The sequence below is a fragment of the Pseudomonas guariconensis genome (assembly GCF_024127895.1).
GTDB classification, from domain to species: domain Bacteria; phylum Pseudomonadota; class Gammaproteobacteria; order Pseudomonadales; family Pseudomonadaceae; genus Aquipseudomonas; species Aquipseudomonas guariconensis_B.
The window spans coordinates 91,336-113,144 of record NZ_JAMYBK010000009.1; the positions used below are offsets into that span (position 1 = coordinate 91,336).

General features: G+C 64.5%; 20 protein-coding genes and 1 pseudogene. 10 read left to right on the forward strand and 11 right to left on the reverse strand.

Annotation, left to right across the window (positions count from 1 at the left end; all coding sequences use genetic code 11):
* Positions 1-1,158 (forward strand): phospholipase D-like domain-containing protein, encoded by a 1,158-nt coding sequence (locus tag NJF35_RS12365; RefSeq protein WP_225788006.1) that lies wholly within the window; start codon positions 1-3, stop codon positions 1,156-1,158.
* A gap of 59 nt (positions 1,159-1,217) precedes the next feature.
* A complete protein-coding gene (locus NJF35_RS12370) occupies positions 1,218-1,796 on the forward strand; it encodes a DJ-1/PfpI family protein (RefSeq protein ID WP_225788007.1) in 579 nt (192 codons plus the stop codon).
* An 86-nt stretch (positions 1,797-1,882) separates the two neighbouring features.
* Here the strand turns inward: NJF35_RS12370 and NJF35_RS12375 are convergent, their stop codons facing one another.
* A complete protein-coding gene (locus NJF35_RS12375) occupies positions 1,883-2,281 on the reverse strand; it encodes a nuclear transport factor 2 family protein (protein ID WP_225788008.1) in 399 nt (132 codons plus the stop codon).
* Between the two features lie 115 nt (positions 2,282-2,396).
* On the opposite strand from NJF35_RS12375, the gene NJF35_RS12380 reads away from it, so the two are divergent.
* Together NJF35_RS12380 and NJF35_RS12385 are read left to right on the forward strand one after the other, a co-directional pair.
* On the forward strand, positions 2,397-2,987 hold the full coding sequence (locus NJF35_RS12380; protein WP_225788009.1) for a GNAT family acetyltransferase: 591 nt from the start codon (positions 2,397-2,399) through the stop codon (positions 2,985-2,987).
* Entirely contained in the window at positions 2,984-3,856 is an 873-nt protein-coding gene (locus tag NJF35_RS12385) for a carbon-nitrogen hydrolase family protein (RefSeq protein WP_225788010.1), read from the forward strand. The genes NJF35_RS12380 and NJF35_RS12385 overlap by 4 nt, the downstream gene beginning before the upstream one ends.
* A gap of 78 nt (positions 3,857-3,934) precedes the next feature.
* On the opposite strand, the gene NJF35_RS12390 is transcribed toward NJF35_RS12385, so the two are convergent.
* A complete protein-coding gene (locus NJF35_RS12390; protein WP_225788011.1) occupies positions 3,935-5,458 on the reverse strand; it encodes a fumarate hydratase in 1,524 nt (507 codons plus the stop codon).
* 252 nt (positions 5,459-5,710) lie between these two features.
* Between NJF35_RS12390 and NJF35_RS12395 the strand changes: the two genes are divergently transcribed.
* Complete coding sequence (locus tag NJF35_RS12395; protein ID WP_225788012.1) at positions 5,711-6,643, forward strand: iron-sulfur-binding ferredoxin reductase; 933 nt, start codon at positions 5,711-5,713, stop codon at positions 6,641-6,643.
* A 148-nt stretch (positions 6,644-6,791) separates the two neighbouring features.
* Here the strand turns inward: NJF35_RS12395 and pyk are convergent, their stop codons facing one another.
* Complete coding sequence (pyk, locus tag NJF35_RS12400; protein WP_253091126.1) at positions 6,792-8,243, reverse strand: pyruvate kinase; 1,452 nt, start codon at positions 8,241-8,243, stop codon at positions 6,792-6,794.
* A gap of 224 nt (positions 8,244-8,467) precedes the next feature.
* On the opposite strand from pyk, the gene NJF35_RS12405 reads away from it, so the two are divergent.
* From NJF35_RS12405 to sbcB, 3 genes are all read left to right on the forward strand, one after another.
* On the forward strand, positions 8,468-8,854 hold the full coding sequence (locus tag NJF35_RS12405; RefSeq protein ID WP_225788014.1) for a tetratricopeptide repeat protein: 387 nt from the start codon (positions 8,468-8,470) through the stop codon (positions 8,852-8,854).
* A 113-nt stretch (positions 8,855-8,967) separates the two neighbouring features.
* Positions 8,968-9,327 (forward strand): PilZ domain-containing protein, encoded by a 360-nt coding sequence (locus NJF35_RS12410; protein ID WP_225788015.1) that lies wholly within the window; start codon positions 8,968-8,970, stop codon positions 9,325-9,327.
* A 46-nt stretch (positions 9,328-9,373) separates the two neighbouring features.
* Complete coding sequence (sbcB, locus tag NJF35_RS12415; protein WP_225788016.1) at positions 9,374-10,804, forward strand: exodeoxyribonuclease I; 1,431 nt, start codon at positions 9,374-9,376, stop codon at positions 10,802-10,804.
* Positions 10,805-10,879: 75 nt separating this feature from the next.
* Here the strand turns inward: sbcB and mvaT are convergent, their stop codons facing one another.
* Entirely contained in the window at positions 10,880-11,257 is a 378-nt protein-coding gene (gene mvaT / locus NJF35_RS12420) for a histone-like nucleoid-structuring protein MvaT (RefSeq protein ID WP_225788017.1), read from the reverse strand.
* A 301-nt stretch (positions 11,258-11,558) separates the two neighbouring features.
* Between mvaT and purU the strand changes: the two genes are divergently transcribed.
* Positions 11,559-12,410 (forward strand): formyltetrahydrofolate deformylase, encoded by an 852-nt coding sequence (gene purU / locus NJF35_RS12425; RefSeq protein WP_225788018.1) that lies wholly within the window; start codon positions 11,559-11,561, stop codon positions 12,408-12,410.
* 179 nt (positions 12,411-12,589) lie between these two features.
* On the opposite strand, the gene NJF35_RS12430 is transcribed toward purU, so the two are convergent.
* The 5 genes and pseudogenes from NJF35_RS12430 to NJF35_RS24880 form a co-directional block, all read right to left on the reverse strand.
* Positions 12,590-13,582 carry a lysylphosphatidylglycerol synthase transmembrane domain-containing protein gene (locus NJF35_RS12430; protein WP_225788019.1) on the reverse strand — a complete coding sequence of 331 codons (993 nt, stop codon included), beginning with the start codon at positions 13,580-13,582 and terminating at the stop codon, positions 12,590-12,592.
* Positions 13,579-14,340, reverse strand: a complete 762-nt coding sequence (locus NJF35_RS12435; RefSeq protein WP_225788020.1) for a DUF2334 domain-containing protein — start codon at positions 14,338-14,340, stop codon at positions 13,579-13,581. The genes NJF35_RS12430 and NJF35_RS12435 overlap by 4 nt, the downstream gene beginning before the upstream one ends.
* Positions 14,333-15,454 (reverse strand): glycosyltransferase family 4 protein, encoded by a 1,122-nt coding sequence (locus NJF35_RS12440; protein ID WP_253091127.1) that lies wholly within the window; start codon positions 15,452-15,454, stop codon positions 14,333-14,335. The genes NJF35_RS12435 and NJF35_RS12440 overlap by 8 nt, the downstream gene beginning before the upstream one ends.
* Before the next feature lie 177 nt (positions 15,455-15,631).
* Positions 15,632-16,396 (reverse strand): methyl-accepting chemotaxis protein, encoded by a 765-nt coding sequence (locus NJF35_RS24875; protein WP_410046035.1) that lies wholly within the window; start codon positions 16,394-16,396, stop codon positions 15,632-15,634.
* 93 nt (positions 16,397-16,489) lie between these two features.
* Positions 16,490-17,506 (reverse strand): annotated as a pseudogene (locus tag NJF35_RS24880) (cache domain-containing protein); the annotation flags it as partial.
* A gap of 168 nt (positions 17,507-17,674) precedes the next feature.
* Here NJF35_RS24880 and NJF35_RS12450 point away from each other — a divergent pair.
* Positions 17,675-19,150 (forward strand): helicase HerA-like domain-containing protein, encoded by a 1,476-nt coding sequence (locus tag NJF35_RS12450; RefSeq protein WP_225788023.1) that lies wholly within the window; start codon positions 17,675-17,677, stop codon positions 19,148-19,150.
* Positions 19,151-19,268: 118 nt separating this feature from the next.
* On the opposite strand, the gene NJF35_RS12455 is transcribed toward NJF35_RS12450, so the two are convergent.
* Positions 19,269-20,741 carry an inorganic phosphate transporter gene (locus tag NJF35_RS12455; RefSeq protein ID WP_253080365.1) on the reverse strand — a complete coding sequence of 491 codons (1,473 nt, stop codon included), beginning with the start codon at positions 20,739-20,741 and terminating at the stop codon, positions 19,269-19,271.
* Between the two features lie 344 nt (positions 20,742-21,085).
* Positions 21,086-21,286, reverse strand: coding sequence for a hypothetical protein (locus NJF35_RS12460; protein ID WP_225788025.1), 201 nt, complete (start codon positions 21,284-21,286; stop codon positions 21,086-21,088).
* Positions 21,287-21,809 lie beyond the last annotated feature (523 nt).

Sequence of the window (21,809 nt, forward strand, 5' to 3'; positions counted from 1 at the left end):
ATGTCGGGGCCGGTCTTCCCTTGGCGGGGTGGCAACCAGTTCGAGCTGTTGATCGACGGCCCCAGGTTCTTTCCGCGCATGCTCATGGCGATCGTGCGTGCTGAATTCCAGGTCGACCTGGAGCTCTATCTCGTGGAAGCCGGCGCCTGCGCCGAGGCGGTGGTCGAGGCCCTCGAGCAGGCCGCTGGCCGGGGTGTGCGGGTGCGCTGCCTGTTCGACGACTACGGTGCGCTGGCCTTCCCCTCGGCCCTGCGCCAGCGCCTGCAGACGGCGGGTGTCGAGCTGCGGCTGTACAACCGCCTGCGCTGGCTGCGAGGGTTGCGCAACTTCTATCGCGACCATCGCAAGCTGCTGCTGGTGGACGAGCGCTGGGCCGTGGTCGGCGGCACCGGTGTCACCGACGCGTTCTGGAAGCCGGGGGACGAAACCAGCGAGTGGCATGAGGTGATGGTGCAGATGCAGGGGCCGATCGTGACTGACTGGCAACTGTTGTTCGATCGCCAGTGGCACGCCAACAACCGGCGCACCGCCTGGCGCCCACCGGAAGGCTTCGGGTTGCCGCGCTTGCCTCGCGTACCGGCCCAGGGGCAGGGCCTGGGCCGGGTGGCCTATGCCGATGCCCGTCAGCACCGAGACATCCTGCATGCGCTGGTACGGGCCCTGAACAGTGGCCAGCGTCGCATCTGGCTGGCCACGCCGTACTTCCTGCCGACCTTCAGCGTGCGCCGCTCCTTGCGCCGGGCTGCACAGAAGGGCATCGATGTGCGCCTGCTGCTCACCGGCCCGCGCACCGATCATCCGGCGATACGCTACGCCGGTCATCGCTACTATCCGCGGTTGCTGCGCGCCGGCGTGCGGATCTTCGAGTACCAGCCCTGCTTCCTGCACCTGAAGATGGTGCTGGTGGACGACTGGGTCAGCGTCGGTTCGTGCAATTTCGACCACTGGAACCTGCGTTTCAACCTCGAGGCCAATGTCGAGGCCATCGACCCACCGTTGACCGCCGCCGTGGCGGCCAGTTTCGAGCGCGACTTCGCCCTGAGCCAGGAGGTCGACCTGGCGCGCTGGCAGGCCCGGCCGCTCTGGTGGCGGGTGCAGCAGCGGCTGTGGGGATTGCTCGATCGCCTGGTGGTCAACCTGCTGGATCGCCGCGACTAAGACGGCGAAGCGGACTATCGTGCAGGGATTGTTCTCATGCTACGGAAGGAGTGGCGGCGATGACGGCGAAGAAGATTCTCATGCTGGTGGGCGACTACGTCGAGGACTACGAGGTGATGGTGCCCTTCCAGGCCCTGAAGATGGTCGGCCACACGGTGCACGCGGTGTGCCCGGAGAAACTGGCGGGGCAGACCGTGCGCACGGCGATCCACGATTTCGAAGGTGACCAGACCTACAGCGAGAAGCCAGGGCACGCTTTCGCCCTGAACCAGGACTTCGTGCAGGTGCGGGCCGAGGGCTATGACGCGCTGCTGATCCCAGGGGGCCGGGCGCCTGAGTACCTGCGCCTGGATGAGCGGGTGCTGGGTTTGGTCAAGGCCTTCGACCAGGCCGGCAAGCCCATCGCTGCGGTGTGCCATGGGGCCCAGTTGCTGGCGGCGGCCGGTGTGCTGGATGGGCGCGAGTGCAGTGCGTATCCGGCGTGTGCGCCCGAGGTGAGGTTGGCGGGAGGGCGATATGTGGACATCGCCATGGACCAGGCGCACGTGGACGGGAACCTGGTGACCGCACCGGCCTGGCCAGCGCATCCGGCGTGGTTGGCGGCATTTCTCAAATTGCTCGGGACGCGGATTGCCTGACGTAGAGGAGGGGGCCATTCGCATCATCCGAGGTTTACCCGGGCTTGTGCGAAGCGCCCCCAAAACTGTACTGCCAACCCCAGCCCTCAGCCCACCTGCTCGACCCAGTCATTGAGGTTGTAGTAGTTGGTCACCCGGGCGATCTTCCCGCAATGGATGTAGAAGAACGCCCCAGCCGGCAGCACGTAGGTCTGCCCATTGGCCGGTGGCAGCCCTTCGTCATCGGCCAGGTACTCTCCGTGCACGGTGAACTCGGCGGCCGCGCGGCTGCCGTCGGCGTTCTGCATCACCACGATGTCGGCCAGGCGTTCCCGGTAGCAGCGGTTCATCTTGTCCATGAAGGCTGCGAAGGCCGCCTTGCCCATCTGCCGCTCGCCCTGGTTGATGTCATGGATCACGTCCTCGCTGAGCAGGGCGAGGAAGGCCGGCATGTCCCCGGCATTGAAGGCGGCGTAGTAGGCGTTGACGAGCTCGGTAGCGGTCATGGCAATGTTCCTGTCGTGTACGGGAAAGGGAATGGCGTGGAACGGATGATAGGGTTTCCCCTCAAGCCCGGCTTAGCCGAGCGCGTCATCCACATCGACAAAACGACCGCTACGCATGGAAATCCGCCTGTTGCACGGCGCTGCCATCGCGCCTTACATCGATGACCTCGCTCGCCTGCGCCTGACGGTGTTCCGCGAGTTCCCCTACCTCTACGACGGCTCGCCGGAATACGAGGCCGACTACCTGTCCACCTATGCCCGTTCCGGGCGCAGCCTGGTGGTGCTGGCCCTGGACGGCGGCAAGGTGGTCGGCGCCTCGACCGGCCTGCCCCTGGTCGACGAGACGCTCGAGTTCCAGCAGCCGTTCCTGGCCCAGGGCCGGGACCCGGCGAGCGTCTACTACTTCGGCGAGTCGGTGTTGCTGCCGGCCTACCGGGGCCAGGGCCTGGGCGTGCGCTTCTTCATCGAGCGCGAATCCTACGCCCACAAGCTCGCTGAATTCGACTACTGCGCCTTCTGCGCTGTCGAGCGCCCGGCCGGCCATCCCCGGCGCCCACTGGACTACAAGCCGTTGCATGGCTTCTGGCGCAACCGTGGCTTCCTGCACGATCCGTCGCTGCGCACCACCTATGCCTGGCGCGACCTCGACGAGCAGACCGAATCGGCCAAGATCATGTCCTTCTGGCTCAAGGAACTGCCGGTATGATCCGCCTCGCGGCGTGCCAGTACGCCATCGAACTGTACGAGAGCTGGGACGCCTATGCCGAGCACTTGCACGGCTTGTGCGCCGAGGCGGTCGAGGCTGGTGGGCAGTTGCTGCTATTGCCTGAATATGCCGGCCTGGTGCTCAGCGGCCAGTTGCCGGTACAACAGCGCAGCGACCTGAAGGCGTCGATCGCCGGCATCCAGCCGCTGGTCGCGCCGTGGTTGGCGCTGTGCGAAAGCCTTGCCCGTCGCTGGGGCATCTACCTGCAGCCTGGCAGCGTGCCCGTGCTCGACGCCGATGGCCGTTACCGCAACCGTGCCTGGCTGTTCGGTCCGGACGGGGTGCTGGGCCATCAGGACAAACTGATCATGACCCGCTTCGAACGGGAGCAGTGGGGGATCGCCGCAGGCGAAGGGCTCAAGGTGTTCGACACGGCCCTGGGGCGCCTGGGCATCCTGATCTGCTATGACAACGAGTTCCCCCTGCTGGCCCGGCGCCTGGCCGAAGGCGGTGCGGACCTGGTCCTCACCCCCAGTTGCACCGACACCGAGGCGGGGTATCACCGCGTGCGCATCGGCGCCCAGGCGCGCGCCCTGGAGAACCAGATCGCCGTGTTGCAGAGCCCTACGGTGGGCATGGCGCCTTGGTCGCCGGCGCTGGATGAGAACATCGGGCGGGCAGGGCTGTTCGTGCCGCCGGACCATGGTATGCCGGCCAATGGCGTGATCGCCGAGAGCGCCGAATTGTGCCCTGGCGGTAGCCGTTGGTTGGTCTGTGAGGTGGATCTGGAGGAGGTGCGACGGGTACGGCGGGAAGGGCAGGTGTTCACCCGGCGGGACTGGCCGGAGCAGTTCGAGCGGGTTCTGTAGGGCTGGGTTGGCCGCTGCGCGGGTCTGGCAGAGCCTTGAAGCTTGGGGCTGCAAGGCAGCCCCAAACGGTCGGGCGTTTTACTTCACTTCGACCGCCAGGCTCTCGGCGATCTTGCTCTGCCACAGGGCAGGGCCGGTGATGTGCACCGACTCACCGTTGCTGTCCACCGCGACGGTGACCGGCATGTCCTTGACCTCGAACTCGTAGATCGCCTCCATGCCCAGCTCGGCGAACGCCAGGACCTGGGACTTGCGGATCGCCTGGGCTACCAGGTAGGCGGCGCCGCCGACGGCCATCAGGTACACGGCCTTGTTGTCCTTGATCGCCTCGATGGCGGTCGGGCCACGCTCGGACTTGCCGATCATGCCCAGCAGGCCGGTCTGCTCGAGGATCTGGCGGGTGAACTTGTCCATGCGGGTGGCGGTGGTCGGGCCGGCAGGACCTACCACTTCGTCACCGACCGGATCGACCGGGCCTACGTAGTAGATGAAACGGCCCTTGAGGTCCACCGGCAACGCTTCGCCACGGTTGAGCATCTCGACCATGCGCTTGTGCGCGGCGTCGCGGCCGGTGAGCATCTTGCCGTTGAGCAGCAGGGTCTCGCCCGGCTTCCAGCTGGCGACTTCTTCCGGGGTGATGCTGTCGAGGTCGACGCGGCGGGCGCTCGGGCCGGCTTCCCAGACGATTTCCGGGTAGGCGTCCAGCGACGGCGCTTCCAGCTCGGCCGGGCCCGTGCCGTCGAGCACGAAGTGGGCGTGGCGGGTGGCGGCGCAGTTGGGGATCATGCACACCGGCAGGGAGGCGGCATGGGTCGGGTAGTCCATGATCTTGACGTCGAGCACGGTGGTCAGGCCGCCCAGGCCCTGGGCGCCGATGCCCAGCTGGTTGACCTTCTCGAACAGCTCCAGGCGCAGTTCCTCGATGCGGTTCTGCGGGCCGCGGGCCTTGAGTTCATGGATGTCGATGGACTCCATCAGGACTTCCTTGGCCATCACCGCGGCCTTCTCGGCGGTACCGCCGATGCCGATGCCCAGCATGCCAGGCGGGCACCAGCCGGCGCCCATGGTCGGGACGGTCTTCAGGACCCAGTCGACGATCGAGTCGGACGGGTTGAGCATGGCCATCTTCGACTTGTTCTCCGAGCCGCCGCCCTTGGCGGCGACGTCGACCTCGACCTTGTCGCCGGGGACGATGGAGTAGTGGATCACCGCCGGAGTGTTGTCCTTGGTGTTCTTGCGGGCACCGGCCGGGTCGGCCAGGATCGAGGCGCGCAGGACGTTCTCAGGCAGGTTGTAGGCGCGGCGCACACCCTCGTTGATCATGTCGTCGACGCTCATGGTGGCGCCGTCCCAGCGTACGTCCATGCCCACGCGGACGAACACGGTGACGATGCCGGTGTCCTGGCAGATCGGGCGGTGGCCGGTGGCGCACATGCGCGAGTTGATCAGGATCTGGGCGATGGAGTCGCGCGCGGCGGGCGACTCTTCACGCAGGTAGGCTTCGTGCATCGCCTGGATGAAATCGACGGGGTGGTAGTACGAGATGAATTGCAGGGCGTCGGCAACGCTCTGAATCAGGTCGTCTTGCTTGATCACGGTCATGCAGCGCGCTCCTCTTAAAGACGGGAACATTCATAAAGGCTTTCCGACACCGCCGACCTGCGCGTCGAAATGCCTTGCAAGGCGCGCCGGCAGGCTGGCCGACGCAAAAGGGCGCGGCAGTATAGCGCGCATCCGCCCCCGGCACACCTGCGTGTGGTCTGGACCAAGGTCGGCAACCGACGGGCACCCTTTTTGCTGATTTACCCGCGAAGCCCTAGAGTGGGCGATGTGATTCGTGGAGACATACCGACCATGCCTGAACTCTGCGTCGGCGAGCGCTGCTGGACAGTGCCGGCCGCCAGCAACCTGCTCGATGCCCTCAATGCCGCAGGTTGTGGCGTGCCCTACAGCTGCCGCGCCGGCAGTTGCCATGCCTGCCTGGTGCGTTGCCTGGAGGGGCAGCCCGAGGACGCCATGCCCGAGGCGCTGGGCCTTGCGCAGCGCGAGCAGGGCTGGCGCCTGGCCTGCCAGTGCCGGGTGAGCGCCGACTTGCGGGTGGCGGTGTTCGATCCGTCGAGCGATGGCTTGCCTGCGCGCGTCTGCGCCCTGGCGTGGTTCGGCGACGTGCTGCGCTTGCGCCTTAGGCCCGAGCGGCCATTGCGCTACCAGGCAGGGCAGCACCTGGTGCTGTGGCTGGACGGCGTGGCGCGGCCGTATTCACTGGCGAGCCTGCCGGGGGAAGATGACTTCCTGGAGTTCCACCTGGATTGCCGGCGCCCTGGCGCCTTCTGCGACAAGGCCAGGCGGCTGGCCGAGGGCGATGAGCTGCGCCTGGGCGAGCTGCGGGGCGGCGCCTTGCACTACGACCCGGACTGGCAGGAGCGACCCTTGTGGCTGCTGGCCGCGGGAACAGGGCTTGCGCCGTTGTGGGGCATCCTGCGGGAAGCGTTGCGCCAGGGGCACCAGGGTGGGATCCGGGTGCTGCATGTGACCCATGACCGCGCCGGACAGTACCTGGCCGGGCCGTTGGCGGACCTGGCCGATCGATATCCCAGGGTGAGTGTCGAGTGGGGGTTGGCCGATCAGTTGGAGCAAGCGCTGGCGGGGTTGCGCCTGTCATCGCGGCAGACGGTGGCGCTGGCGTGCGGGGCGCCGGGGAGTGTCGAGCGCTTCGCACGGCGGCTGTTCATTGCCGGGTTGCCGAGGAACCAGCTGTTTGCCGATGTGTTTCTCGAGCATGCCTGATGGCTTGTGGGGCTCCTTGCGCGGGCAAGCCCGCTCCCACAGGGGCCGAGTCGATCACGAATGATGCGGTTGGCAGGGCCATGTGGGAGCGGGCTTGCCCGCGAAGGGGCGCGAAACGGCCCCAGGATTACGGCGTTGGAGAATCGACTCAGATCAGCGGATCACCCACGTGCAGGATCTTCATGCCATTGGTCCCGCCGATGGTGTGGTAGCTGTCGCCCTTGGTCAGGATCACCCAGTCACCCTGTTGCACCAGGCCGCGCTTGAGCAGTTCGTCGACCGCGGCCTGGCTGACTTTCTCCGGCGGCAGCGAGGCGGGGTCGAAGGCGATCGGGTAGACGCCACGGAACAGCGAGGTACGGGCCTGGGTGCCGCTGTGCGGCGACATGGCGAAGATCGGCACGTGCGAGCGCAGGCGCGACATGATCAGCGGGGTGTAGCCACTTTCGGTGAGGGCGATGATCGCCTTGACGCCGGGGAAGTGGTTGGCGGTGTACATCGCCGCCAGGGCGATGCTTTCGTCGCAGCGCTCGAAGGTGGTATGCAGGCGATGGCTGGACTTCTGGCTGGTCGGGTGCTTCTCGGCGCCCTGGCAGATACGCGCCATGGCCTGGACCGCTTCGATCGGGTAGGCGCCGGCGGCGCTCTCGGCCGACAGCATCACCGCGTCGGTGTTGTCCAGCACGGCGTTGGCCACGTCGGACACTTCGGCACGGGTCGGCATCGGGTTCTGGATCATCGACTCCATCATCTGGGTCGCGACGATCACCGCCTTGTTGTTGCGGCGGGCGTGCTGGATGATCTTCTTCTGGATGGCGATCAGCTCGGCGTCGCCGATTTCCACGCCCAGGTCGCCACGGGCGACCATCACGGCGTCGGAGGCGGCGATCAGGCCATCGAGGGTCTCGTCGTCGGCCACGGCTTCGGCGCGCTCGATCTTGGCCACCAGCCAGGCGGTGCCGCCGGCTTCGTCGCGCAGCTTGCGGGCGTATTCCATGTCGCTGGCGTCACGCGGGAAGGACACGGCCAGGTAGTCCAGGTCCATTTCCGCCGCCAGCTTGATGTCGGCCTTGTCCTTGTCGGTCAGGGCCGGGGCGGTCAGGCCGCCACCCTTGCGGTTGATGCCCTTGTGGTCGGACAGCGGGCCACCGACGATCACCACGCAGTGCAGGGCATCGGTAGTGGCGGTCTCGACACGCATGACCACGCGGCCGTCATCGAGCAGCAGTTCGTCGCCGACGCCGCAGTCCTTGACCAGGTCGGGGTAGTCGATGCCGACGATGTCCTGGGTGCCTTCGGTCAGCGGGTGGGCGGTGGAGAAGGTGAACGTGTCGCCGATCTTCAGTTCGATGCGCTTGTTGCTGAACTTGGCGATGCGGATCTTCGGCCCCTGCAGGTCGCCCAGCAGCGCGACGTGACGCCCGTGCTTGGCGGCGATGTCGCGGATCAGGCGGGCGCGGGCCTTGTGCTCGTCCGGGGTGCCGTGGGAGAAGTTCAGGCGTGCCACGTCCAGGCCAGCGAGGATCAGTTGTTCGATCACTTCCGGCGAGTTGCTGGCGGGGCCGAGGGTGGCGACGATTTTGGTACGGCGGATGGTCATGCACAGACTCCTATAGTGAAGCGCAGCGAAAGGCTACCCCGGAATCTCGCTGTAGTCATTGTTCCATTGCACTACCTGGCAGCGCTTGGGCTTGGCGGTTGAACGGAGGTTCCAAGCTGCAAGCCTCTAGCTGATTCGCGCCGCATACCCGCTTGCAGCTTGCCGCTTGAAGCTGAAGAAATACCAAACCAAGCCGATACACTGCGTAATAAAGGAGATCCCCCATGCGAGCCCTGATCGTTTTGGCCGTGGCGGCCAGTGTCGTCGGTTGCACCCGTTGGTCGATGGACCATCATCTGAACAATGCCTACCGTGCCTACGACCGCGGCGATTGCCAGCGGGTGATGCTGGAGCTGTCGCAGGTCGACCGTACCAGCCGTGCCCGGCCGTTCATTCACCCGGAAGTCTCGCTGCTGCGGGGCCAGTGCCTGGAGCGCCAGAAACTCTACGTCGATGCGGCGCAGACCTACCAGTACCTGATCCAGCGCTACCCGCAGAACGAGTACGCCTACCGCGCCCGGGCGCGGCTGCAGACACTCGAGCAACTCGGTCACTATCGGCCTGGCGAGGCGGCGGTGGCGACGCCGGTCACCCGTGCACCTTGGCGCTAACACCAAGGTGTTGTTGATTTCATGGAATTGGACAGGCGCCCTGGGCTAATCTGTCAGGCAGATGTAACGATCACCGCCAGTACCTTGTCTTCCTGGCATCAGGTACGGACAGCATGTTTATCGAACGCCATATAGAACGTCACCAGTTGCCTTGTGTCCTCAAGGTGTACAACCGATTCACCGACCAGCAGATCGGCTACCTCGGCAATGCCTCGGAGGACGGGTTGATGCTGATCAGCCAGTTGCCGGTGCTGGTCGGGCCGGATTTCGAGCTGCAGTTGCGCCTGCCGCTGGCAGGCGGCGGGTGGCAATACGTCAACCTGACTGCCAGTTGCCTATGGTGTCGCGAGGACCAGACGCCGGGGCACTACGATTCAGGCTTCATGCTGTTGCAGGCACCCCGCGAGTACGAGGAGTTCGTGCGTTCCTTGCGCAGCTACTTCAGTTTCCGGCCCATGAACGCTTCCGCCTGAGGCTGTCTCCGGTAGACTCTGGTCGACCTTGTTACAGGACGACCCCGTGAGCACCAGCATCTTCTGGCACGATTACGAAACCACCGGTATCGATCCGCGCCGCGACCGGCCCCTGCAGGTCGCAGGCGTGCGCACTGACCTCGAACTCAACGAAATCGAGGCACCGATCAGCCTTTATTGCCGGCCCAGCGACGATATCCTGCCGCACCCGGCGGCTTGCCTGGTGACCGGCATCACCCCCGAGCAACTGGCAGGCAACGGGCTGTGCGAAGCCGAGTTCATGACAAAAGTGCATGAGCAACTGGCGCGCCCCGGAACCTGTGGCGCGGGTTACAACACCCTGCGCTTCGACGATGAAGTCACCCGCTACAGCCTTTACCGCAACTTCTTCGATCCCTATGCCCGCGAATGGCAGGGTGGCAACAGCCGCTGGGACCTGATCGACGTGGTGCGCACCGCCTATGCCTTGCGCCCGGAAGGGATCGTCTGGCCGCAGCAGGATGGTCGTACCAGCCTGCGCCTGGAGCTGCTCAGCCAGGCCAACGGCATCGACCATGGCCAGGCCCACGAGGCACTTTCCGACGTGCGGGCGACCATCGCCCTGGCCCGCTTGATCCGCCAGCAGCAGCCTCGGTTGTACGACTGGTTGTTCCAGTTGCGCAGCAAGCACAAAGTGATGGAACAGGTACGCCTGCTGCAGCCGCTGGTACATGTTTCGGGGCGTTTTTCAGCAGAGCGTAACTATCTTGGCGTGGTGCTGCCGCTGGCCTGGCATCCGCGTAATCGCAATGCACTGATTGTGTGCGACCTGCACCTGGAAACACTGCCGTTATTGCAGGAAAGCGCAGAAACATTACGTCAGCGTTTGTACACGCGCCGCGATGAATTATCCGAGGGACAACTACCTGTACCTTTGAAGTTGGTGCAGGTCAATCGTTGCCCGGTGCTCGCGCCGTTGTCGGTATTACGCCCTGCTGACCAGCAGCGTTTGGGCCTGGATATGGCACTGCTGCAACGCCGTGGCGAACAACTGGCCAATCAACAAAACGTTTGGCAGGAAAAACTGGCGCACATTTACAACGCTGATGATTTCACCCCCAGCGAGGATCCGGAACAACAACTGTACGATGGGTTTATCGGCGATCGGGACCGGCGCCTGTGCGAACAAGTCCGTCGCCTGGAGCCTGCACAATTGGGTCAGGGGCACTGGATGTTCGATGATCCGCGGCTGCCGGAGCTGTTGTTCCGTTATCGCGCACGAAACTTCGCCGAGACCTTGAATACCGAGGAACGACAACGGTGGCAATCATTCTGCCAGCAACGCTTGAGCGATCCGTGCCTGGGGGCGCCGAATACCGTCGGTGACTTCGAACAGGCCTGGCAGAGCAGTTGGGCCACGGCGGACGAGGCCGGGCGGCGGGTGCTGGAGGCCTGGCAGGCGCATCTCCGGCAGTTGAAGGTGCAGTATCAGTTATAGAATGCGTGCCCCATGAAAAACGCCGGCAATGTGCCGGCGTTTTTCATGGGGGTATAAAAGGACAATACCCGGGGATCAGTCCAGCAGGGTGGCCCAGCTTTCGACCTCGTCGCTGCCCCACTTGGCTTTCCACTCTTTCAGCGTCTTGTGGTTGCCGCCCTTGGTTTCGATCACTTCACCATTGTGCGGGTTCTTGTATTGCTTGACCTTGCGAGCACGCTTGGTGCCGGTGGTTTTTACGGCACCACGTGGCGCCTTGCTCAGTTTGGAATCGGGATCGAGCAGGGCGATCACGTCGCGCAGGGACTTGGAATATTCGCCCATCAGTGCGCGCAGTTTGCCTTCGAACTCCAGCTCTTTCTTCAGCTTGTCATCTTGCGACAGGTTGGCCAGGCGGGCCTGAAGTTCCTTGATGGCTTCTTCGGTAGCGCGGTACTCGTTGATCAGGGACATGGAGTGTTCCTTAATGCGTGTTCAGGGAGACAGACAGTAGGGGACAATAATAGACAGGCGATACTCTCAAGTAAACAATTAAAATAGCAATAAACTGTTAATTGTCCGACGACAACGTATCTGTTTGGTTAAGAAAAATTTACATATGCGGTGATGAAATCATCGTTTTCCTACGGACGCCGTGCATTCTCACCATCGACTCAAGCCGCTCGGCATTCGCTGCGGTTGTGCCGATCATTACTGCGTTTTTCCTGGCAGGCCGCTAGAATATGCGCCTTTGCGAAGTTCTGGAGTCTCATTCATGCGCACCTATCGACTGGTGATTGCCTGCCCCGACCGTGTCGGTATCGTGGCGAAAGTCAGTAATTTCCTGGCCTTGTACAATGGCTGGATCAACGAAGCCAGCCACCACTCCGACGAGCAGAGCGGCTGGTTCTTCATGCGCCATGAGATCCGCGCCGAATCCCTGCCGTTCGATATCGAGGCCTTCCGCGAGGCCTTCGCGCCGATCGCCGAAGAGTTCTCCATGACCTGGCGGATCACCGATTCGGCACAGAAGAAGCGCGTGGTGTTGATGGCTAGCCGCGAATCCCACTGCCTGGCCGACCTGTTGCACCGCTGGCACACCGACGAGCTGGACTGCGAGATCCCGTGCGTGATCTCCAACCACGACGACTTGCGCAGCATGGTCGAGTGGCATGGCATCCCGTTCTTCCATGTCCCGGTCGATCCGAAGGACAAGGCGCCAGCGTTCGCCGAAGTGTCGCGTCTGGTCGAGGCGCATGCGGCTGATGTCGTGGTGTTGGCGCGCTACATGCAGATCCTGCCGCCGCAGCTGTGCCAGGCCTATGCCGAGAAGGTGATCAACATCCACCACAGCTTCCTGCCGTCCTTCGTCGGCGCCAAGCCCTATCACCAGGCCGCCCTGCGTGGGGTCAAGCTGATCGGCGCGACCTGCCACTACGTCACCGAGGAGCTGGATGCCGGGCCGATCATCGAGCAGGACGTGGTCCGTGTCAGCCATGCCGACAGCATCGAGGACATGGTGCGTTTCGGTCGTGACGTGGAGAAGATGGTCCTGGCCCGTGGCCTGCGCTATCACCTGGAAGACCGCGTGCTGGTACACGGCAACAAGACCGTGGTGTTCGACTGAGCCTTGGGGCTGCAAAGCGCCCCCTGACGAGTATTGGATAATGGTCGACCCACGCGACAGGGCGGCAGCCGAGACACCGCCGACGTTGGGCGAGGGCTGCCTGGCCCGCTTCGATCTCGACGCCCTGGGCGACGATGCCGGCACCGATTTCGCCGGTGCCGCCGAACTCTGGCGCCAGCTCAATCTGCCTGGCGACGCCAGCGCTCCAGCAGTGGACGCGCCAGCAGGCAGACGAACACCGGCCCACCGGCGATCAGGTAGAAGTAATAGGTGACGGCGCGCCAGATCAGGATCGCCGCCGCCGCCGTCGAACTGCCCACCAGCGGCGCCAGCAGGCTCGCCGAGGTCAGCTCGGCGGCCCCGGCGCCACCAGGCAGCAGGCTGAACTGGCCGGCGCTGAGCGACAGCATCTGCACCAGGAAGCTCGGTATCCACGACAGCTCTACGCCCAACCCCCTCAACACCAGGTACAGCACGCTGTAGCGCAGGCTCCAGTGCGCGCAGGTCAGGGTGAACACCAGGGCCAGGGTGCGCTTGGGCAGACGCCAGGTGTCGGCCAGGGCATGGCTGAAATGCAGCAGCTTGCGCGCCCAGCGCCGCCGCCGCAGGCGTGACATGCCCAGCCGGCGCAGTAGGCGGCCGTTGAGGCGCATCACCCGGCGCCGGTAGCGCAGCAGCCCGAGCACCCCAGCCAGCACCACGCACAGCAGCGACGCGCTGCCGAGCAGCATGCTTTCCTGGCTGTGCCCCAGGCTGTGGAACAGGGCGTAGCCGGCGATCGCCAGCATGGCGCAAAAGAAGAACACCAGGTCGTTCAACTGGTCCATGGCGAAGACCGCGCCGCTGCGCGCCGGGCCGATGCGTTCGCGGGCCAGCAGGGCCATGAGGGTGAGGGGCCCGCCGCTACCGCCTGGGGTGGTGCAGATGGCGAACTCGGTGGCCATGACTACACCCAGGCTGCGCACTCGCCCGAGCCGCGTACCTTGCTGGCCGAGCAGCAGGCGCAGACGCAGGGCGTTGATGACCCAGCACAGCAAGATCATGCCCAGCAGCATCAGCATCAGGCCGGGGGCGAAGGTTTTCAGCCGGGGCAGCAGGTCGCTGCCACCGAGCAGGGCCGGGACCAGCACCGCCAACAGCAGTGCCAGGCCCAGCCAGCCCAGGCGGTTCATGCCCTGGCCTGGCGGTCCAGCCAGGCGGACTTGGTCAGTGGCTCGCGGCCTTGCGCCCGTAGCGCCAGCAGGGTGTGCAGCCAGTAGTCGCGGGACGCGCGATGACGCATGTCCACCGGGTGCAGGCCCAGGCGCAGGGTGCTGGCCTGGCGCCAGCGCCGGCATTGCCAGTCGCAGAGCATCCTCGACAAGCCGCGGCGCCAGGGGCTGCGGGCACTCCACACCAGGCCCGGCGCCTCGATGGCAGTGAATGTCGGCAGGCGGTACAGGTGCTGCGGTGTGCTGGTATAGCGCAAGGGCAGGCGGCGCAGGGCCTGGCGTGTGCCTTCGCTCATCAGCCAGGCGGGCGCGACGAAGCCTGCCACCGGCCAACCCTGGCGGCCGAACAGCGCCAGGCCGGCCTCCAGGCGCTGCAAGGCCTCGCCTTCGTCGAGTCCGTAGAATTCACCTTCATGGGTGTAGATCCGGCGCATGAAGTACTCCCCGGGGCTGCGTGGCGGCGGGCCGTCGTCGGCATGGTAGTAGCCATGCAGGGCCAGTTCGTCGCCTTGTGCCAGGCGGCGTTCGAGCAGGCGGCAGAAGGTCGGCGAGCGGCCCAGGGCGTTGCGGTGGTGGAAGTCCGGGACCACCAGCCAGGTCATGGGCACATTGCCGAGGGCGTCGATGGCTTGGACGAAGGGCTGGTAGTCGGGCCAGGTCTCAGGCGCGACGTCGTGCAGCACCAGCATCAGGCTGCGTGGCGAGGTGGCCTCAGGCATGGGCGCGGACCTGCGGCAGGTGGCCAAGGACCGCCTGGTAGTGCTCCAGCAGGCCGTTGACCACGGTGTCCCAGGAGTAGTGCTGCTCCACGTGGCGGCGGGCCTGGGCGCCGAGCTGGCGCACGCCGGCCTCGAAGGTCTCGCGCACGGCCTGCGCCATGGCCTGGCCGTCGTTGGGGCGGCACAGCCGGCCGCACTGCTCGTTGACGATCTCGCCGAAGGCGCCGGCGCGCACGGCCACCACGGGCGTGGCGCTGGCCATGGCTTCGAGGATCACCAGGCCGAAGGTCTCCTGGTCGCCGGCATGCACCAGCAGATCGGCGCTGGCGAACAGCCGCGCGACCTCCTCGGGCGGGCAGAACGCGTCGATCACGCTGACGTTGTCCGGCACATTGGTTGGCATGTTCGAGCCCGCCAGCAGCAGGTGGTAGTGGCGCCCCAGGTGGCGCATGCAGTCGAGCAGCACCGGCAGGTTCTTCTCTCGCGAGCCGCGGCCGGCGAACACCAGCAGGCGGGTGGTGTCGGGAATGCCCAGTTCGGTACGCAGGTGTGGGTCGCGATGCTCGGGGTTGAAGGTGGCCAGGTCGACGCCCAGGCGTTGCACGTGCACATCCCTGACCCCCAGCCGGCGCAGCTTGTCGGCCATCACCTGGCTCGGTGCCAGGACCCGGTCGAAATTGCCGTACAGCTTGCTGACGTAGGCCTCGACATTGGGCGTGAACCAGTTGCCCATGCGGTTGCTGACCAGCAGCGGCAGGTCGGAATGGTAGAAACCTATCACCGGCACGTCGAGCTTGCGCCGTGCTTCCAGGGCCGCCCAGGCGGTGAGGTAGGGGTCGCCCACTTCGATCAGGTCGGGCTGCAGGCGGCGCAGCACGTTGCACCAGGGGGCCAGGCGTACCGGGAAGCGGTAGCCGTTGCCAAAAGGCAGGGGAGGCGCCGGCACCTGGTAGATGCCATCGGCGTGGCTGGCGCTGGGGCCGGGGATCAAGAGGCTGTGGCGGACGCCGGTCTTGGCGTCGAGTCGGCGGTGTTTGGCATCAAGATAGGTACGTACGCCGCCGCTGGCCGGGGCGTAGAACATGGTGATGTCAGCGATGTGCACGATCAGCATCCCTCCGGGATCGTCTTCGGGTCTGTCATCCGGCCGCTATGGGCCGGCGATGACGCGCCTAAAGGTTGACCTTCCTGAAGGATAGTTTGTTCGATCGGGGACGGCTGTGAGCAGCAAGCTTCAAGCGGCAAGAAAAAGCAGGAGTGTGCACACCCCTGCTTTTGCTTTTGCTTGCCGCTAGATCCTGAAGCTGCCGACCAGGTGCTTGAGGCGGGTGGCCTGCTGTTCGAGGTCGGCGCAGGCGCGCAGGGTGGCCTGCAGGTTCTCGACGCCTTCCTGGTTGAGCATGTTGATCTCGTTGATATCCATGTTGATCGAGTCGACCACGGCGGTCTGCTCCTCGGTGGCGGTGGCCACCGACTGGTTCATGCCGTCGATCTCGCCGATGCGCTGGGTCACGCTGCCCAGGCGCTCGCCGGCCTGGTTGGCGATCGCCATGCTGTCGTGGCTGTGGCGCTGGCTCTGGTCCATGGTCTCGACCGACTCGCGGGCACCGACCTGCAGCTCCTCGATCATGCTCTGCACCTGCTGCGCCGACTCCTGGGTGCGGTGGGCGAGGTTGCGCACCTCGTCGGCGACCACGGCGAAACCACGGCCGGCCTCGCCGGCACGTGCCGCCTCGATCGCCGCATTGAGCGCCAGCAGGTTGGTCTGCTGGGAAATGCTGGTGATCACCTCGAGGATCTGGCCGATATTCACCGTCTTGTTGTTGAGCGTCTCGATGTGGGCGCTGGAGGTGACGATCAGGTCCGACAGGCGGTTCATCGCTTCGATGTTGCGTTCCACCACCTGCTGGCCTTCCTCGGCCAGCAGGCGCGCCGAGGTGGCGTGTTGCGAGGCCTGGGCGGCGTTGCCGGCGATCTCCTGGGCCGCGGCGCCCAGCTCGTTGATGGCCGCGGCGACGCTGTTGGTGCGGTTGGACTGCTCGTCGGAATTGGCCATCGACGAGTTGGAGGCGCTGATCACCCGCAGGGCCACTTCGTTGACCTGCTCGGTGGCCGAGGACACTTCGCGGATCGAGCTGTGGATGCGTTCGACGAAGCGGTTGAAGGCACTGCCGAGGATGCCGAACTCGTCATGCTGGTGGATCTGCAGGCGCTTGGTCAGGTCGCCTTCGCCTTGGGCGATGTCTTCCATGGCCCGGGTCATGGCGTGCAGCGGTTGCATCAATACACGGATCAGCAGGCCGAGCAGGGCGATGATGATGACCACCGCGACCAGGGTAGCGATCACCGCCGAGGTGCGGAAGCTGCTGAGCATGGAGAAGGCCTTGTCCTTGTCCACCGACAGGCCGATGTACCAGTTGGCCGAAGGCAGGCCTTTGATCGGGGTGAAGGTCAGCAGGCGGTCCTGGCCGTCGGAGCGGACCTCGGTCAGGTCGTTGGAGAGTTTCGGCGTGTTCTGCGGGAACAGGTCCGACAGCGATTTCATCACCAGCGCCTTGTCCGGGTGGACCAGGATCTTGCCTTGGTCGTTGACCAGGAAGGCGTAGCCCATGCCGCCGAAGTCCAGCGAGTTGATGATCTCCACCAGGCCATCGAGGGTCAGGTCGCCGCCAACCACGCCGACGCTGCTGGACACCTTGCTGAGGATGCCGATGACCATCTTGTTGGTGGTCAGGTCGATGTAGGGTTCGGTGAGGATCGCGCCGCTGGCGTTCATGCCGTCCTTGTACCAGGGGCGTACGCGCGGGTCGTAGCCGTCGGGCATCGGCGCGTCGGGACGCACGCTGAAGCCGCCGTCGACCTTGCCCAGGTAGACCGTGAGGAAGCTTGAGATCAGGGCATTCTGGCCCATCAGGGTTTCGGCGTTGGCGGGATCCTGGGCAATGTTCTGGGCCAGGTTCTCCACCAGCTTGATACGGCCTTCGAACAGGTTGCGGATGTTGGTCGAGGTGGACTCGCCCATTTCAGCCAGATAGTTCTCCAGGTCCTCGCGAATCGCATTACGCTGGAGGTAATCGTTGTAAAGGGTGAACAGGCTGAACGCGAGTATCACGATCAGCGAGGCCGCCAAGAGGATCTTGTGGCTGAAGCGAAGGCTTTTGTTCATGGCGTATCGGGTCCGCTAAGGTTTTATCGGGTCGTTCGCACGAAGGCAGCTTGGAAAACAGTGCAACAATCACCGGGGTCCTTTTCGGGTTGTTCCTGTCTTTCAGGGGGAAATCACGATGGGATATCGGCCGATAGGCGGCAAAGCTTGAGGAGAGGTAGAAAGAAGATGTCAGATTCTTCGCAAATAGTTGTAGGAGCAGGCCCGGACGGCCAGCCTGTGGGCCAGCCCATGCGCCTGGCCAACCGCCATGGCCTGGTGGCCGGTGCCACCGGTACAGGCAAGACGGTGACCCTGCAGCACCTGGCCGAGATCTTCAGCGATGCAGGTGTGGCGGTGTTCGCCGCCGACGTCAAGGGTGACCTGTGTGGCCTCGGTGCCGCCGGCACGCCACAGGGCAAGGTGGCCGAGCGCATCGCCGGGATGCCCTGGCTGGCGCATCGCCCGCAGGCTTATCCGGTCACCTTGTGGGATATCGCCGGCGAGTCCGGCCATCCGTTGCGCACCACGCTCAGCGAAATGGGCCCGCTGTTACTGGGCAATTTGCTCGAGTTGAGCGACAGCCAGCAGGCCGCGCTGTATGCCGCCTTCAAGGTGGCCGACCGCGAGGGCCTGCTGTTGCTGGACCTGAAGGACCTCAAGGCCTTGCTGGCGCACCTGAAGGACAACCCCCAATTGCTGGGCGAAGACAGCGCACTGATGACCAGCGCTTCCACCCAGGCCTTGCTGCGCCGCTTGGCGACCCTGGAGCAGCAGGGCGCCGAGGCGCTGTTCGGCGAGCCGGCCCTACAACTGGAAGACCTGTTGCGTCCGGACAGCGACGGCCGTGGGCGCATCCACCTGCTCGATGCCAGCCGCCTGGTGCACGAGGCGCCGAAGGTGTATGCCACGTTCCTGCTGTGGTTGCTGGCGGAGCTGTTCGAACAGTTGCCCGAGCGGGGCGATGCCGACAAGCCGGTGCTGGCGCTGTTCTTCGACGAGGCGCACCTGCTGTTCAACGACACCCCCAAGGCATTGCAAGACCGCCTCGAGCAGGTCGTGCGGCTGATTCGTTCCAAGGGGGTAGGCGTGTACTTCGTCACCCAGTCGCCGGGCGACCTGCCGGATGCGGTATTGGCGCAGTTGGGCTTGCGCATCCAGCATGGCCTGCGCGCCTTCACCGCCAAGGAGCAGAAGTCGCTCCGGGCCGTGGCCGATGGTTTCCGCCCCAATCCGGCGTTCGATACCTTGAGCGTGTTGACCGAACTCGGTATCGGCGAGGCGCTGGTGGGCACCTTGCAGGACAAGGGAACGCCGGAACAGGTCCAGCGGGTACTGGTGGCGCCGCCGCAGTCGCGGATCGGGCCATTGAGCGCGGCCGAACGCAGTGCCTTGGTCGCCGCCTCGCCGTTGGCCGGGCGTTACGACAAGCCGATCGATCGCGAGTCGGCCTATGAAATGCTCATGGCACGCAAGGGCGAACCGGTGGAGCCGGTGCCGCAGCCCAAGGCTGACGAGGACAGTTTCGCCGACAAGGCGGGAGAGTTTTTGCAAAGCGCGGCGGGGCAGGCGATCAAGTCGGCGGTGCGGCAGGCGGCCAACCAGCTGGGCAGGCAATTGGTGCGGGGGCTGATGGGGTCGCTGCTGGGAGGCAAGCGACGTTGAGCTAACCCCCCATCGCCGGCTTGCCGGCGATGGGGCGCGAAGCCGCCCCAAATGACAACTGAAAGTCTTAACTGACCGGCATTGCCCTTGGGGCGCCTTTCCTGCAACAGCGATCGGTTCAGCTGATCGACTTCGACGCCAGCCAGAACAAGCCCGCGGCCAGGCCCATGGAGGCCGGCAGGGTCAGTACCCAGGCCAGCAGGATGGTCTTCACCGTGCCGCCTTGCAGGCCGCTCTTGTTGGCTACCATGGTACCGGCCACGCCCGAGGACAGTACGTGGGTGGTCGATACCGGCAGGCTGAACACGTTGGCCATGCCGATGGCGCAAGCGGCGGTGATCTGTGCCGACATGCCCTGGGCATAGGTCATGCCCTGCTTGCCGATCTTTTCGCCGACGGTCAGTACCACGCGCTTCCAACCCACCATGGTACCCAGGCCCAGCGCCAGGGCGACGGCCACGATCACCCAGAACGGGGCATATTCGGTGGTGGCGGTCAGGTCCTTGCGCAGCTTGTCCAGGTCGGCCTTTTCACGGGCATCCAGGCCAGGCAGCTTGCCGACCTTCTTCGCCGTGTCGTCCAGGCAGAGCAGGTAGCGACGTACCTCGACACGCTTCTCCGCGCTCAGGGCACGGTAGTCGGTCACGCCTGCCAGCGACGATTGCAGGGCGGTAATGGTCGGTTCGGTCTGCTGCGGGTTGCAGCTGAACTGCTCTGGCAGGTCGCTCGGGATGGCCTTGCCCAGTGCCAGGTACTCGCCCAGGGTGGCGGCATTGCGCTGGTAGAACTGGCTCAGGTGCAGGGTGGCATCGCGGGTACGCTCGATCTGGTAGGTGGTGCTGTTCAGGTCGAGGACGAATTTCGCCGGGACGATACCGATCAGCACCAACATGATCAGGCCGATACCTTTCTGGCCGTCGTTGGAGCCGTGCACGAAGCTCACGCCCATGGCCGAGATCACCAGGACCAGGCGGTTCCAGAAGGGCGGGTGCTTCTTGTCGTCGAGCTTGCGGCGCTGCTCCGGGGTCTTGTGCATCTTCGACAGCGGGCGCCACCACTTCAGGCCGATCAGCACCAGGGCCGCCACGGCGAAGCCGGCCATGGGCGAGACCACCAGCGACAGGGCGATGTCGATCGCCTTCTGCCAGTTGACGCCGTCGCCCAGCGGGATCTCGTTGATCAGGGCGTTGGCCAGGCCCACGCCGAGGATCGAGCCGATCAGGGTATGGGAGCTGGACGCGGGGATGCCGAAATACCAGGTGCCCAGGTTCCAGGTGATGGCCGCGGCCAGCAAGGAGAAGACCATGGCCAGGCCGTGCCCGGTGTTCACATTGATCAGCAGCTCGACCGGTAGCAGGTGGACGATGGCATAGGCCACCCCGACACCGCCCAGCAGAACCCCGAGAAAGTTGAACACGCCGGAGAAGAATACGGCCAGGTGTGGTGGCATGGCTTTGGTATAGATGACGGTGGCTACCGCGTTGGCGGTGTCATGAAAGCCATTGATGAACTCGAATGCGAGCACGAAGGTCAGGGCGAGCAGCAGGCTCACCAGCACCCAGGCATCCAATCCGCTGAATAAATCGATCATGAAGGTTTTCTGGCGGTCTTAGGGGGGCGCGATTATGCCAGAAAACCTTGGCAATCGATGCACCTGCGACTGACCGATGGCGTCTTCGAAGCAGAGGGCGAAGTGGGCGAGGCGGGGCACCAACAAAGGTTAGCGGCGCTTAATGTGCTTGAAAGTCGTTGAAAATCATCGAAAAAGTGAAAATTTGGCGAGCGGGGAAAAAATCAAACGTCCGTATGAAATTTGTGTAATTCCATTTCATCCATGGCGTTACGGTAAAGATCGGCCTGCACCAGAGGCAGGAGGCCGCTGGTGCCGAGGCCGAGTGCGAGCTGGCCAATACAGGCCACTGGAACGGGAAGGGCTCAGGACTGCTCGCTGCGCAGTTCCTTTTCCATTTTCTCCAGTTCCTGGGCAAAGACCTGGTCTTGGACGGTGGCGCGCTTGCGCCACGGTTTGCGTTCCGGTTCCGGTTGCGCGGCATAGGTGGTGACTTCGCCACCGTAGACTTCTTGGTAACGTTCAGCCTGGCGCTCGAGTTCCGCGCGCAGTTCTTCTTTCGTCACAGTAATACCCGACTATGTTGACGTTTTTGCCCTGGCCACGTCATGCGAAGTTACGCATGCGGCTGCGTCGCCAGAGCGAACAGGCTGTTGCAGCGACAGTATCCATGCGGTGCATGACTCGTAAAATGGAAATAGGCCTTGAGCCTTGCACCTGGCTTGCTGGCGGTAACTCGATGGGGCGACGGGGTGGGCCGCGCCGAATGATCGGACCGGGCCAGCGGATTCGATTATAGCAATCGGCAAGTCAATGGCTACCGTTCTTTATCGATAACGGGCAAACAGTTGGAAGTTGCTCTTGTGACCGTCGGCATGTTCCGTTTCTGCCTCATGAAGTTGGAGGCGCAGGTCTGCCGAAAGTTCGTTCGAAATAGAAGGGGAATGAAAAACGGCCTCGCGGGTAGCGAGGCCGTGCCTGGGGACTTCTACGGTGGGTACCTGACCAGTCTCTCCAAAGAAGCCACATGTGGCAGGAGAAAGGTATAAGCAAAAGTGTCAGCGGTCAATTGCGATTATCGGCCGTTGG

What these genes read in the sequence shown, in the direction of transcription:
- NJF35_RS12365 (WP_225788006.1), top strand. Translation starts at nt 1, where the DNA reads ATGTCGGGGCCGGTCTTCCCTTGGCGGGGTGGCAACCAGTTCGAGCTG.
- NJF35_RS12370 (WP_225788007.1), top strand. Translation starts at nt 1,218, where the DNA reads ATGACGGCGAAGAAGATTCTCATGCTGGTGGGCGACTACGTCGAGGAC.
- NJF35_RS12375 (WP_225788008.1), bottom strand. Translation starts at nt 2,281, where the DNA reads ATGACCGCTACCGAGCTCGTCAACGCCTACTACGCCGCCTTCAATGCC.
- NJF35_RS12380 (WP_225788009.1), top strand. Translation starts at nt 2,397, where the DNA reads ATGGAAATCCGCCTGTTGCACGGCGCTGCCATCGCGCCTTACATCGAT.
- NJF35_RS12385 (WP_225788010.1), top strand. Translation starts at nt 2,984, where the DNA reads ATGATCCGCCTCGCGGCGTGCCAGTACGCCATCGAACTGTACGAGAGC.
- NJF35_RS12390 (WP_225788011.1), bottom strand. Translation starts at nt 5,458, where the DNA reads ATGACCGTGATCAAGCAAGACGACCTGATTCAGAGCGTTGCCGACGCC.
- NJF35_RS12395 (WP_225788012.1), top strand. Translation starts at nt 5,711, where the DNA reads ATGCCTGAACTCTGCGTCGGCGAGCGCTGCTGGACAGTGCCGGCCGCC.
- pyk (WP_253091126.1), bottom strand. Translation starts at nt 8,243, where the DNA reads ATGACCATCCGCCGTACCAAAATCGTCGCCACCCTCGGCCCCGCCAGC.
- NJF35_RS12405 (WP_225788014.1), top strand. Translation starts at nt 8,468, where the DNA reads ATGCGAGCCCTGATCGTTTTGGCCGTGGCGGCCAGTGTCGTCGGTTGC.
- NJF35_RS12410 (WP_225788015.1), top strand. Translation starts at nt 8,968, where the DNA reads ATGTTTATCGAACGCCATATAGAACGTCACCAGTTGCCTTGTGTCCTC.
- mvaT (WP_225788017.1), bottom strand. Translation starts at nt 11,257, where the DNA reads ATGTCCCTGATCAACGAGTACCGCGCTACCGAAGAAGCCATCAAGGAA.
- purU (WP_225788018.1), top strand. Translation starts at nt 11,559, where the DNA reads ATGCGCACCTATCGACTGGTGATTGCCTGCCCCGACCGTGTCGGTATC.
- NJF35_RS12430 (WP_225788019.1), bottom strand. Translation starts at nt 13,582, where the DNA reads ATGAACCGCCTGGGCTGGCTGGGCCTGGCACTGCTGTTGGCGGTGCTG.
- NJF35_RS12435 (WP_225788020.1), bottom strand. Translation starts at nt 14,340, where the DNA reads ATGCCTGAGGCCACCTCGCCACGCAGCCTGATGCTGGTGCTGCACGAC.
- NJF35_RS12440 (WP_253091127.1), bottom strand. Translation starts at nt 15,454, where the DNA reads ATGCTGATCGTGCACATCGCTGACATCACCATGTTCTACGCCCCGGCC.
- NJF35_RS24875 (WP_410046035.1), bottom strand. Translation starts at nt 16,396, where the DNA reads ATGGCCAATTCCGACGAGCAGTCCAACCGCACCAACAGCGTCGCCGCG.
- NJF35_RS12450 (WP_225788023.1), top strand. Translation starts at nt 17,675, where the DNA reads ATGTCAGATTCTTCGCAAATAGTTGTAGGAGCAGGCCCGGACGGCCAG.
- NJF35_RS12455 (WP_253080365.1), bottom strand. Translation starts at nt 20,741, where the DNA reads ATGATCGATTTATTCAGCGGATTGGATGCCTGGGTGCTGGTGAGCCTG.